This is a genomic window from Streptomyces sp. NPDC127068, assembly GCF_042724695.1.
GTDB lineage: Bacteria > Actinomycetota > Actinomycetes > Streptomycetales > Streptomycetaceae > Streptomyces.
Genome location: NZ_JBHXEN010000020.1, coordinates 114,744 through 127,382 on the forward strand (window position 1 = coordinate 114,744; position 12,639 = coordinate 127,382).

A 12,639-nucleotide genomic window follows, 5' to 3' on the forward strand; every position below is an offset into this window, starting at 1 on the left:
GATACTGGTTCGGCCCCGTCGGGCACCCCAGTGTCCGAGACGACACGATGGGGTACTTTCCCGCCATGACGCTTCGTTCGCTGCCGGAGCCCCCGGCGCTGCACCGGGTGGTGGCCCTGCTGCACCCCCCGCAGTCGACCTTCCTCCTGGCCTGCGCGGCCGAGGTGTTCGCCGACCACGGCCCGACGGTCCCCGCCCGCTACGCGTTCGAGGTCTGCACCGAACACCCCGGACCGGTGCGCACCCGGGCCGGCTACGACCTGCTGGTCACGGCGGGGCTGGACGCACTGGAGGGCGCGGACACGGTGTTGGTCCCCGGCTGGCAGTCGGTGTCCGGTACCGAGGTGCCGCCGGCGGTGGTCGCGGCGGTCCGCCGGGCGCACCGGCGCGGCGCGCGGGTCGTCGGCATCTGCTCGGGTGCCTTCGTGCTCGCCGCCGCCGGGCTGCTGGACGGTCGGCGGGCCGCCACCCACTGGGCGCTGGCCGACGACTTGGCCGTCCGGTTCCCGCAGGTCCGGGTCGACCCCGCCGTGCTCTACGTGGACCACGGCGACGTCGCCACCAGTGCAGGATCGGCGGCCGGCGCGGACCTCTGCCTCCACCTGGTGAGCGCCGACCAGGGCGCCGCGTACGCCTTGCGGATCGCCCGGCAGATGGTGATGCCGCCGCACCGCGAGGGCTGCCAGTTGCAGTACGCCGAACTGCCCGCGTCCGGGCCGGTCGCCGACTCGCTGGCACCGCTCCTCGACTGGCTGGCCGAGCGACTGGACCAGCCGATCAGCGTCGCCGAGATGGCGGTCCGTTCCCGGGTCTCGACGCGTACGCTGACCCGGCGCTTCACCGAGCAGTTGGGCATCAGCCCCGGACGCTGGCTGTTGGCCCGGCGGATCGCCGCCACCCGGGCGCTGCTGGAGGAGACCGACCTGCCGGTGGAGACCATCGCGCACCGGGTCGGCCTCTCCTCGGCCGTCAACCTGCGCCGGCGCTTCCACGAGGCCCTGCGCACCACGCCCGCCGCCTACCGGCGCGCCTTCCGGGTGGACGAGGCCGGTGAGGGCCGCCGCACTCCGGCTCCCGGGGCGTTCGCTCCGGGACGGGCACCAGCGGTCTAGGTCGGCGTCTCCCGCCGGGGTGTGCCGCGGAAGGTGGTGCGGTACGCGCGCGGTGACACGCCGAGGGCTTCCCGGAAGTGTTGCCGCATCGCCGTTCCGGTGCCGAAACCGGCGCGGGCGGCGATGCGGTCGACCGGTTCGTCGGTGCGTTCCAACAACCGGCGTGCGTAGTCGAGCCGTTGCCGGCCGAGCCACTGCATCGGCGTGACACCCGTCTCCTGCCGGAAGCGGCGGTTGAGGGTGCGCACGCTCATCGCCGCGTGCCGCGCCAACTCGTCCAGGGTGAGCGGCTCGTCCAGCCGCTGGAGGGCGTAGCTCCGGGCGGGGGCCGTGGCGGAGTCGTCCTCCTGCTGGACCGGCCGGTCGACGTACTGCGCTTGGCCGCCCTCCCGGTGGGGCGGCACGACCGTGCCGCGGGCGACGGTGTTGGCCACCTCGGCCCCGTGATCGCTGCGGATCATGTGGAGACACAGGTCGATGCCGGCCGCGACCCCGGCCGAGGTCAGCACACCCCGGTCGTCGGTGTACAGGACATCGGGATCGACCTCCACCTCCGGGTACAGCGCCGCCAGTTGGGCGCACGACTTCCAGTGCGTCGTGGCCCGGAGCCCGGCCAGCCGGCCGGCCGCGGCCAGCACGAACGAGCCGGTGCAGATCGAGGCGATGCGCGCGTGTGCGGGAACGCCTTCCAGGGCCGCCCGTACCGCGGGATCGAGGTGACCCCTGGTCTGCGGCCCGTAGTCCTCGACGGCCGCCGGCACGACGACGGTGTCCGCCGTCTCCAGGGCCGCCGGGCCGTGCGGGACGTTGATGCTGAAGTCGGTGTCGGTGGCCACTTCTCCCGGCGCGGTCGCACAGGTCACCACCGAGTACAGCGACCGGCCGTCGGGCCCGGTCGCCGTCCCGAAGAGCCGGTGCACGATCCCGAGTTCCATCGGCAGCAGCCCGGGACGCACCAGCACCACCACCTGATGTGCCTTCGTCTCCGTCATGGCCAGATTCTTTCACTCGCTGTCCAGCTGGCCAGTGGTGGGTGTCGTGAGCGCGAAGAAGGATGGCCAACCATGCGAGTCACCCCCCGAACCCATCGCAGGACCTTCGGCCACCGCGCGTGGTGGGTCGCCGTCGCCGCCGGCCTGACGATCGTCGTCGCCGGCGCCTTCGCCACCCTGCCCGGCATCCTCCAGGCACCACTGGCGGAGGACTTCGGCTGGTCCCGGGGCTCCATCGGCCTCGCCGCCTCGGTGAACATGATCCTCTACGGGGTCACCGCCCCCTACGCCGCAGCGCTCATGGACCGTTTCGGCATCCGGCCCGTCGTCACGGTGGCGCTCGCCGTCGTCGCGGCCGGTGCCCTGCTCACCACCGTGATGACCACCGCATGGCAGTTCACCCTGCTCTGGGGCCTGCTCGTCGGACTGGGCACCGGCTCCCTCTCGATGACGTTCGGCGCCACCGTCGCCAACCGCTGGTTCACCGCACACCGCGGCCTGGTCACGGGCGTCCTCTCCGCCGCCAGCGTGCTGGGGCAGATGGTCTTCCTGCCCGCCCTGTCCTGGACCGTCGACCACCACGGATGGCGACCCGCGCTGGTGACCCTGGCCCTCGCCGCCCTCGCCCTCGCTCCGGTGGCCGTCCTCGCACTGCGGGACCACCCGGCCGACACCGGTCAACGCCCCTACGGCAGCGACGTCTTCGTCCCCAAGCCGCCACCGGTGGCCGGCGCCGCCCGTCGCACGCTCACTGTCCTGCTGAACGCCGCGCGCACCACCCCGTTCTGGCTGCTCGCCGCCGCGTTCGCCGTCTGCGGCGCCTCCACCAACGGGATCATGTGGACCCATTTCGCCCCCGCCGCGCACGATCACGGCATGCCGGTCACCACCGCGTCCACGCTGCTCGCCCTGATCGGCGTCTTCAACGTCGTCGGCACCGTCGCCGCCGGCTGGCTCACCGACCGGATGGACGCCCACCGGCTGCTCGCCGTCTTCTTCACCCTCCGCGGGTTGCTCCTCGTCGCCCTTCCGCTGATCATGGCGGCCACCGTCAACCCGCCGATGCTGGCCTTCGTCGCCCTCTTCGGTCTGCTCGACCTCGCCACCGTCCCGCCGGTCATCGCCCTGTGCCGCCGTTACTGGGGCGAGGACAGCGCCATCGTCTTCGGCTGGACCAACGCCGCCCACCAGCTCGGCGCCGCGCTGGCCGCCGTCCTGGGCGGCGCCGTTCGTGACGCCTTCGGCACCTACGACCCCGTGTGGATCGTCCTCGGCGCCGCCTGCGCCGTGGCCGCACTCCTCTCCCTCGTCATCCCTCGTGCGCCGCGGACCACCCCCGGCCCCGGTGCCCACGGGGTCAGCGCAGCCTCCGGGCCATCACCTGCTCCCGGGTCACGCCGTCGGACAGCACCTCCCCGAGCGCTTCCGTGAGGACGAACCCGTGGCGCCGGTAGAGGGCGAGGGCGTGCGCGTTCCCGGGGATCATCGAGAGCTCCAACATGGTGGCGCCCGACCCCCGGGCCCAGGTCACGACCTTCCCGATCAGTCGGTCTCCGACCCGCTGACCCCGCGCCCGGGGGCTGACCCACAGCGACCTGAGCGCACGCGTCCCGCCGTCCCCGGGGAGGCCCCGGACCATGCCCACGGGCAGCCCGTCGCGCAGCGCGACGACATGGAGGGAACCGGGGACGGTCAGGCTCGCGCGCCACTGCTCCCGGGCGCTGCCGTGCCAGTCGGCGATGCGGGACTTGAACGCGTGCGGCGCATCGGTCAGGGCGGCGACCCGGACCTCCTGCCACAGCGGCCAGTCACCCTTCGTGATCGTACGGAGAGTCACCATGCAGGGGAGTGTGCCGCACCGAGCCGGAAACAGTAGTGCATGCAGGGGCGCCACCGGCCGTGAGAGGAGACACGTGCAGGTCATGGTTCCGCAGACGCGCCGTTCCCGATAAAGTGGCGCGTACACCCTTGCGGAGGCGGTTAGGCAAGCCTTACCGTTCTCATCCGCACCATTCGGGGCTCGACCGTCTCTTCGGTCCGCCCGCGGCGAGCGCTTCACCGACGCAGCCTGGCCGTCCGCTGCCGGAACACTCGCCGACAGGACCCATGTGAATCACTCGACCCCAGGTCTATACAGCCCTGCCCGCGAACACAGTGACTGCGGCGTCGGCTTCCTCACCCGCCTCGACGGGGAGCCGAGCCACGACGTCATCCGCAAGGGCGACGAAGCGCTCCGCGCCATCCCGCACCGCGGCGGCCAGTCCGCCGAGGGCGTCGGGGACGGCGCCGGCGTGAGCGTCGACCTGTCGGTGGAGTTCTTCGGTGCGGTCACCGGCGAAGCGCTGCGCGCCGGACACTTCGGGGTCGCGAACTGCTTCGTTCCGACCGACGCCGCCCGCCGTGACGGTGCGGTGGACCTCGTCGGCCGGAGCATCGCCGAGCAGGGGTTCGACGTCCTGCTGGTCCGTGACGTTCCGGTGGACCACAGCGTCGCCCGACCGGCCGCCCGCCAGTATCAACTGCCCATCGTGCAGTGGGTGTTCCGCGCGCCCCAGGGCTGGGACCGCACCGAGGTCGACGCAGCCGCCAACCGCGCGCTGCTCGCCGTCGAGGCCGTCGCCTACGCCGAGGACGCCTACGCCGGGCTGTACCCGCTGTCGCTGAGCGCGCGGACCCAGGTGCTCAAGGGACGCCTCAACTCCGGCGAGGTCATCGGGTACTTCCGCGACCTCTGCGACCCGCGGCACTCCGTCCGCTCGCTGTACTTCCACACCCGGTTCTCCACGAACACCGAACCGCACCCGACCATGGCCCAGCCGTTCCGCCTCATGGCGCACAACGGCGAGCTCAACACCGACCGCAAGAACCGGCTGTCCGACGAGGCCCTCGCCCGGGCCCGCACCCGCAGCATCGTGCGTCCGCCGGGGCAGTCGGATTCGAGCCGGCTCGACCAGACCCTCCAGAGCCGGGTGTTCGACGACGGCCTGGACATCGTCGAGGCCGTCGTGTCGCTCATGCCGCCCGCGTGGGAGAACGACCACACGCTGCCCGTCCCCGTCCGGGACATGCTGGAGCACTTCTCGCTCTACGAGGAGAAGAACGACGGCCCGGCGGCCGTGATCTTCAGCGACGGCGACGTCATCGGCGCCCGGCTCGACCGGCTCGGCCTGCGTCCGCTGCGCACCGTGGAGACCGCCGAGTACCTGATGGTCGCCTCGGAGGCCGGCCAGGTCACGTTCCCCGACGAGGAGGTCGTGCACCGGGGCCGCATCGAGGCCGGCGGCATGCTCGTCGTCGACCACCGCACGGGCCGCCGGATGCGCACCCGTGAGGTGCTCGACGCCCTCGCCGCCCGCCGCCCGTACTCCGAACTGCTCGCGGCGGCGCGGGTGAACCTCGACGACCTGCCGGCACCCGACTACGAGCGCGGCACCACGACGCTCGGGTACGACGGCGACCTGACGCTCCCCGGCCGGTACGTGGCGTACTCGCTGAACCAGGAGAGCTTCCGCTTCATGCTCGACCCGATGCTCGCCAACGGGTCGGAGCGGATCTCGGCGATGGGGTACGGCAACGCCATCAACGCGCTCAGCGACACCGAGGGCGGCATGGCGAAGTACTTCTCGCAGCGCTTCGCCCAGGTGACGAACCCCCCGCTCGACAGCATCCGCGAGGCCGACGGCATGAGCATGCGGATCGCGCTCGGCCCCAAGCCCGACGGCACCGGGAACACCAGCGGCCGGCAGCTCGTGCTGTCCTCGCCCGTGCTCGGCCACCTGGACATGGTCCGGCTGCGCGACCAGCGGATCGTGCCGCTGGAACGGTTCGACATGCTCTACGTCCCGGTGCTCGGCGACGAGAGCGCGAACGCCGACGCACTCCGGTCCGCACTGGAACGGCTCTGCGAGGACGTCGAGCGGTTCGCCACCGAGCGCGGCGGCATCGTCGTCCTCAGCGACCGGGCCATCTCGTCGACGCACGCTCCGCTGCCGGTGATCCACGCCGTCGCGGCGGTGAACCAGCACCTCATCGACACCGGGCTGCGCCTGCGCGTGTCGATCGTGGCGGAGAGCGGCCAGCTGGCCTCCTCGCACCACGTCGCGACGGCGCTCGGCTTCGGCGCCTCGGCGGTCTACAGCCTCAGCGCCCGACTGCGCGCCGAGGAGAAGTACCCCAGCGCGCCGGCCCCCGCGGGGGAGGTCACCGCGACCGACCGGGCCCTGGCGAAGTTCCGCAAGGCGGCCGAGAAGTCCCTCGCCAAGACCATGGGCCGCGTCGGCCTGTGCACCGCCGAGAGCTACGTCGGCGGCGAGTTCTTCGAGCCGAACTACCTCGACACCCGCGACGACGTGTTCGCCCGGATCTTCCCGCACATGGAGGCCCCGGTCGGCGGCGTCGGGTTCGCCCGCATCGCGCAGACCGCCACCGACTGGCACGAGCGGGCCCGCACGGTGCAGACCGAGCAGCAGATCCCGCTGCTGGGCCTGTTCAAGGAGCGCTCGGACGGCGCCGGCCACTCGTTCGGCGTCACGGCCGTACGCGGTTTCGGCGGCATGACCGAGGAGCCGCCGAAGTTCGGCCGGCAGGACGACCCGGACGCGCTCCGGCTGCTCACCCTCGGCCAACTCGACGACGCGTTCGGCATCACCGAAGCCGCCTACCAGAACACCGGGTACGACGCGCTCAGCGACGCCGAGATCGACGCGTTCCGGATCACCCCCGGGTACCGCTCCTTCCTCCGGACGACGCACGAGGAGCGCTCGCGCCGCCCGGCCGCGCTCCGCGACGTGCTGGCGCTGCCCGCGGACGTCACCGGGCTGCGCACCCCGGAGGACTTCGCCCGTGAACTCGGCCGGTTCTCCACGACCGGCAACGAGAGCGTCACCGTCCGTGGCGTGGCCGTGTCCATGGACCCCACCGACACGGAGAAGGCCACGGCCACGGTCACCGAGCGGCGGGAAGGCACGGTGACGGCCCGGCTGCGCCTCACCTCCCCGGGCCCCGACGACGCCCAGCGGCACGCCGCCCTCGCCGACGGGCTCGCGCTCGCGCACCCGGGCGAGGTCGAGACGCTCGACGCCGGCCCGGACGGCGTCCTCGTCGCCGCCGTCGGCACCGCTGCCCAGCTGCTCGCGCTCTTCGCGCACGCGCCCGACAGCGTGCCGCTCGACGAGGTGCAGCCCGCGCACGAGATCACCCGTGCGCTGGCCTCCGGCGCGATGAGCCACGGCGCGCTCGTGGCGACCGCGCACGAGGCCGTCGCGCACGGCACGAACATGGTCGGCGGCATGTCCAACAGCGGCGAGGGCGGCGAGCACCACTCCCGGTACGGCACCATCCGCGGCTCCCGGATCAAGCAGTTCGCCTCCGGCCGGTTCGGCATCTGGGCGGGCTACCTCGCCGACCCGATGCTCGAAGAGCTCGAAATCAAGATCGGCCAGGGCGCCAAGCCCGGCGAGGGCGGTCAGCTCCCCGCGCCGAAGGTCACCGTCGACATCGCCGCCGCGCGCGGCGGGACCCCGGGCATCGAACTGATCTCCCCGCCGCCGCACCACGACACGTACTCCATCGAGGACCTCGCGCAGCTCATCCACGACTGCAAGGCCGCGCGGGTACGGGTCATCGTGAAGCTCGTGTCCTCGGAGGGCATCGGCACCATCGCGGTCGGCGTCGCCAAGGCCGGCGCGGACGTCATCAACGTCGCCGGGAACACCGGCGGCACCGGCGCCGCCGCCGTCACCAGCCTCAAGTACGCCGGCCGCTCGGCGGAGATAGGCGTCGCCGAGGTGCACCAGGCGCTCGTCGCCAACGGCCTGCGGCAGAAGGTCGTCCTGCGCTGCTCCGGCGCCCACCAGACCGGTGGCGACGTCGTCACCTCGGCGCTGCTCGGGGCCGACAGCTTCGAGTTCGGCACGACCGCGCTGATGATGCTCGGCTGCGTCATGGCGAAGAACTGCAACGTGAAGTGTCCCGCCGGGCTGACCACCAACCCCGAGGCGTTCGAGGGCGACCCGCGCGCCCTGGCGCAGTACCTGCTCAACATCGCGCACGACGTCCGCCAGATCCTCGCCCGCGCGGGTCTGCGGTCCCTGCGCGAGGCCCGGGGACGCACGGACCTGCTCCAGATGCTCGACCACCCCGCGAGCGTCGGCCGCCTCGACGTGCGCCGGCTGCTCGCGCGCGTGCCCGAGAAGGTCATCGCGGACCCGGAGTACCTGGAGAAGGACTTCACCACCGACGACGCCCTCATCGAACGGGTCCGCGCCGCACTCCTCGACCGGCGCGAGCCGACCGCGCTGATCGAGGGCGTCCGCCTCGCCAACAGCGACAAGTCCGTCGGCGGGCAACTCGGCATCGACGTCGAGCGCCTCCTCAACCACGAACTCGACGCCGAAGACCTGGCCGGAGCACCCGCGGTCGTGACCGACGACCGTGGTCGCCGCCGGCTCGTCGACGGCGCCGTACGGATCCGCACCACCGGCTCCGCCGGCCAGTCGTACGGCGTGTTCTGCAACGACGGCATCACCCTGGAGCACACCGGCACCGCGAACGACGGCGTCGGCAAGAGCCAGAGCGGCGGCCGGATCATCGTCCGCGCCCCCGGCGGCGGCAGCACCGAACGCGGCGGCAACGTGCTCGTCGGGAACTTCGCGCTGTTCGGCGCGACCGGCGGCCGGACGTTCGTGCAGGGCGAGGCCGGCGACCGGTTCGCCGTGCGCAACTCCGGCGCCACCGCGGTCGTGGAGGGCGTCGGAGACTTCGGCTGCGAGTACATGACCGGCGGCACCGTGCTCAACCTCGGCGGCTTCGGCAAGGGCCTCGGCAACGGCATGAGCGGCGGGTTCCTCTACCAGTACGACCCCTCCGGCGAGTTGCCGGGCCGGGTGAGCGCCGACTCCCTGCGGGTGTTCCGGGTGACCGACACCGAGCACGGCGCCTTCCACGAGGAAGCCGTGCGACTGCTCCTGGAGTGGCACGTGGAGGCCACCGGCTCGCCGCTCGCGGCCCGGTTGCTCCACGACTGGGACACCGAACGCCAGCACCTGTACTGCGGGATGCCCAGGGCGCTGCTGCTGTACCAAGACGCCTCCGAGATCCTCGCCGCGGCCACCCGGGCCGAGCTCCTCGACGAGCTCGCGACGTCGATCGCGACGGACAAGCTCCGTGCGTTCAAGGTCGACTACCGCGACCGCCGCACCGTGCTCGGCGGTCGCGCCCCGGCCCTCGGCGACCCGGGCGGCGACGACATGTTCTCGCTGCTGTCCTCGTACACGGTGCTCGGCGTCGCACAGGACCTCGCGCTCAAGCGGGTGCCCGGAGCGAGCGGCCCGGACGACCCGCGGGTCGCCGAGGCCGTCCGCAACCTCGTGCTGACCGAGGACTTCTTCGTCAAGCAGCGCGTCGTCAAGTACCTGCGCGGCACGCTGGAGCGGTTCGACGACGACGAACTCGCCACGCTCATCGCCGTCAAGCGCCTCGACGACTACAAGCGGGCACTGAACCAGCGCAACAACCTGAGCGTGGACGCTCCCGGCACCTACGGCTGGATCCTCCACCAGAACAGGAAGAACGCCGGCCGTGTCCGGGCCGCCCGGTTCGACGAACTGCTCGCGACCGCGGCCCTCACCGACCTGGCCGACCTGGCCGTCCGCCACCTCCCGCAGGCCCCGACCGAAGCGGTGACCACGTGACACTCATGTCCCCGACCGGGTCCCTGATCCCGGCCGACGCGCCGTTCTCCGCCGAACAGGAGGCGTGGCTCGCCGGGTTCATCGCCGGCATCGCCGCCGCCGGACGCCGGGAGACCGCGGCCGGCGACGCGCCCACCGCCACCGTCGACGTCCTGTTCGGCACCCAGACGGGCAGCGCCGAATTCCTCGCCGGCGAGGTCGTCGCCGGGGCCCGTACCCGGGGCCTCGGCGGGACCGCCACCGAACTCGACGCGATCACGCCCGAGCAACTCGCCGGAATGTCCCACCTGCTCATCGTGACCTCGACGTACGGCGAGGGCGAGATGCCCGACAACGCCGGACTGTTCTGGGAAGCGCTCCAGGCCGAGGGGGCACCCCAGCTGGAGGGCCTGCGCTACGCGGTCCTCGGGCTCGGCGACCGGGGGTACGACGAGTTCTGCCAGGCCGCGAAGCTCATCGACACCCGTCTGGAACAGCTCGGCGCGACCCGGCTGCTCGACCGCGTCGACTGTGACGTCGACTTCGAGGAGCCGGCCGCGGCGTGGACGGCGGCGGTCCTGGACCGCCTCGTCGCCGAGACCGGCGCGACGCCGGCGGGCACGCCCGCCGCGGCGGGTTCCGGTGCCCCGTCCGCCGCGGCTCCCGCGGCGCGTTCGGCCTGGAACAAGCGCAACCCCTACCGGTCCCGGCTCGCGGTCAACCGGCTGCTGTCCTCGCCGGACAGCGCGAAGGAGATCCGCCACTACGAACTCGCCCTCGGCGACAGCGGGATGACGTACGCGGCCGGCGACGCGCTCGCCGTCGTCCCGGTGAACGACGGCGCGCTCGTCGGCGAACTGCTCGCCCACCTCGGCGCCAGCGGTGACGAGGAGGTCGACGGGCGTCCGCTCGCCGAGGTGCTGCGCACCGGACGGGAGATCCGCACCCCGTCGAAGGAACTCGTCGCCGACCTGGTCGAGCGGGCGCCGTCGAGCGAGCTCGCCGCGGTCGTCGCCCACGGCGACCGGTCCGACCTCGACTCCTGGCTCTGGGGCCGGGACGTCCTCGACGTGCTGCGCGACGCCGGTCCCTCGGCACCGGGCCTCGACGAGTTGCTGCCGTTCCTCCGGCCGCTCCAGGCGCGGCAGTACTCGATCTCGTCGAGTCCGCTCGCCCACCCGGACCACATCCACCTCACCGTCGCGTCCGTCCGGTACGGCACCGGGCAGCGCCGGTACGAGGGCGTCGCGTCGACCTTCCTCGCGGACCGCATCGGCGACCACGCGGAGCACCCGGACGTCGGCGTCTACGTCCAGCCGAACGCCTCCTTCAGCGTTCCGACGGACGACGACGCGCCGATGGTCATGATCGGCCCCGGCACCGGGATCGCACCGTTCCGCGGCTTCCTGCACGAACGCGCCGCACGGGGCGCCACCGGCCGCAACTGGCTGTTCTTCGGCGACCAGCACCGACAGACCGACTTCGTGTACGAGGACGAACTCACCCAGCTGGGCGAGCAGGGTGTCCTCACCCGGCTCGACCTCGCGTTCTCCCGCGACCAGGCCGAGAAGATCTACGTACAGACGCGCATGCGCGAGCAGGCGCGCGAGCTGTACGGGTGGCTGGAGGACGGCGCGTACCTGTACGTCTGCGGCGACGCCTCCCGCATGGCGAAGGACGTCGAGGCGGCACTGCTGGGCGTCATCGCCGAGCAGCGCGGACGCGGTGACGACGACGCGGCGCAGTACCTGGCGGACCTGCGCCGGGCGAAGCGTTACGTCCGGGACGTGTACTGAGCATGGTGGGCGATCATCCGGAGCCGCAGGACACCGACGGGCTGTGCGCGTTCGAGAAGTGCTGCGGCAGGAGGAACAGCACCGTCCGGCTGATCGACGCCCGGATGCCGGAGCTGGCGCACTGCCTGACGCTGTTCCAGCACGTCCAGGCGGTCACCGGCGGGCCGGTCGCCCGGATCGACCAGGCCGGCAGCTACGGGGTGCCGAGCCTGCGCGGTGAAGCGTTCACCGTGCAGGCGGGCTCGATCGCCCTGCGCATCGACGGCGACGGCCTCGTCGCGGCCGCGGTCGTACGGGACGAGGGCACCGGAACGGTCACCCTGGACCTGTTCGACGCGGAGGGCCGGACCGTGCACCGCGGGCGGCTGCTCTCGGAGGCGGACCGCCTGTTGGTCGGCCTCGCCCGCCCGGCCGGCGTGGGCACCACGGTCACCGCACCGCCCACCACCCCCCGGGTGCCGGCGTGGGAGGACGGCGACCAGCTCGCGCAGCTCGACGCGGTCCTCGTGGACGGCGGCGTGGCCCGGCGCGGGGCGTTCGACCGGTACCGCGGCGAGCACCGGGCGATCGACGTCGGCGTGGTACCTGCGGTGCTGGAGCACGTCTGCTCCGCGGGCCTGCCGATCGGCGTCGCGGTGTTCGCCCCGGCGGCCATGCAGGCGTGCAGCGGCCGGGTGCACGTCACCGAGCAGACCATCGGCGGTCAGGTGTTCGCGGCGATCGCGGAGAGTTCGGTGGAGATCGAACTCGGGGCCGTCCGGGCGGGGCACCTCGTCCGTTCCACGGCGGCGCACGGCCCGACCTCGGCGATCGAACTGGACGACGAGGAAGGGCGCTGCGTCGCGGTCATCACGCAGTTCGGGATCGTCGGCGAGCAGGTGCACGCGGCCTGGGAAGACCTCGCAGAGTCACTGCCCGACGCCTAGACGTCACCGCGGGAGCGCAGTGAGGGGGGGGGGGGGAGGGCCGGGGGGTTGGGCCCCCCCCCCAGGGGGGGTGTGTTGGGTGTGTGTTTGTTTTAAAAAAAAAAAGAACCACCAAAAAAAGAAAAAAAAAAGTATTCGGGGTG

Annotated in this window: 7 protein-coding genes; 5 read left to right on the plus strand and 2 right to left on the minus strand. The window is 72.5% G+C overall.

Annotated features, from left to right (window positions below; translation table 11 throughout):
- Window positions 1–65 precede the first annotated feature (65 nt).
- Complete coding sequence (locus ACFWIA_RS15285; protein ID WP_387004426.1) at window positions 66–1,112, plus strand: GlxA family transcriptional regulator; 1,047 nt, start codon at window positions 66–68, stop codon at window positions 1,110–1,112.
- Here the strand turns inward: ACFWIA_RS15285 and ACFWIA_RS15290 are convergent.
- On the minus strand, window positions 1,109–2,104 hold the full coding sequence (locus ACFWIA_RS15290; RefSeq protein ID WP_387004427.1) for a GlxA family transcriptional regulator: 996 nt from the start codon (window positions 2,102–2,104) through the stop codon (window positions 1,109–1,111). The genes ACFWIA_RS15285 and ACFWIA_RS15290 overlap by 4 nt on opposite strands.
- Before the next feature lie 72 nt (window positions 2,105–2,176).
- Between ACFWIA_RS15290 and ACFWIA_RS15295 the strand changes: the two genes are divergently transcribed.
- Window positions 2,177–3,535 carry an MFS transporter gene (locus ACFWIA_RS15295; protein ID WP_387004430.1) on the plus strand — a complete coding sequence of 453 codons (1,359 nt, stop codon included), beginning with the start codon at window positions 2,177–2,179 and terminating at the stop codon, window positions 3,533–3,535.
- Here the strand turns inward: ACFWIA_RS15295 and ACFWIA_RS15300 are convergent.
- Window positions 3,462–3,944 carry a GNAT family N-acetyltransferase gene (locus ACFWIA_RS15300; protein WP_387004432.1) on the minus strand — a complete coding sequence of 161 codons (483 nt, stop codon included), beginning with the start codon at window positions 3,942–3,944 and terminating at the stop codon, window positions 3,462–3,464. The two genes, ACFWIA_RS15295 and ACFWIA_RS15300, sit on opposite strands and share 74 nt — an antisense overlap.
- Before the next feature lie 268 nt (window positions 3,945–4,212).
- Between ACFWIA_RS15300 and ACFWIA_RS15305 the strand changes: the two genes are divergently transcribed.
- From ACFWIA_RS15305 to ACFWIA_RS15315, 3 genes are read left to right on the plus strand one after another with little or no spacing between them, the layout of a single operon-like run.
- On the plus strand, window positions 4,213–9,795 hold the full coding sequence (locus ACFWIA_RS15305) for a glutamate synthase-related protein (protein ID WP_387004435.1): 5,583 nt from the start codon (window positions 4,213–4,215) through the stop codon (window positions 9,793–9,795).
- A 5-nt stretch (window positions 9,796–9,800) separates the two neighbouring features.
- Window positions 9,801–11,570: a sulfite reductase subunit alpha gene (locus ACFWIA_RS15310; protein WP_387004452.1), complete on the plus strand. Its 1,770-nt coding sequence runs from the start codon at window positions 9,801–9,803 to the stop codon at window positions 11,568–11,570.
- 5 nt (window positions 11,571–11,575) lie between these two features.
- On the plus strand, window positions 11,576–12,496 hold the full coding sequence (locus ACFWIA_RS15315; RefSeq protein WP_387004437.1) for a hypothetical protein: 921 nt from the start codon (window positions 11,576–11,578) through the stop codon (window positions 12,494–12,496).
- Window positions 12,497–12,639 lie beyond the last annotated feature (143 nt).

What these genes read in the sequence shown, in the direction of transcription:
- ACFWIA_RS15285 (WP_387004426.1), top strand. Translation starts at nt 66, where the DNA reads ATGACGCTTCGTTCGCTGCCGGAGCCCCCGGCGCTGCACCGGGTGGTG.
- ACFWIA_RS15290 (WP_387004427.1), bottom strand. Translation starts at nt 2,104, where the DNA reads ATGACGGAGACGAAGGCACATCAGGTGGTGGTGCTGGTGCGTCCCGGG.
- ACFWIA_RS15295 (WP_387004430.1), top strand. Translation starts at nt 2,177, where the DNA reads ATGCGAGTCACCCCCCGAACCCATCGCAGGACCTTCGGCCACCGCGCG.
- ACFWIA_RS15300 (WP_387004432.1), bottom strand. Translation starts at nt 3,944, where the DNA reads ATGGTGACTCTCCGTACGATCACGAAGGGTGACTGGCCGCTGTGGCAG.
- ACFWIA_RS15310 (WP_387004452.1), top strand. Translation starts at nt 9,801, where the DNA reads ATGTCCCCGACCGGGTCCCTGATCCCGGCCGACGCGCCGTTCTCCGCC.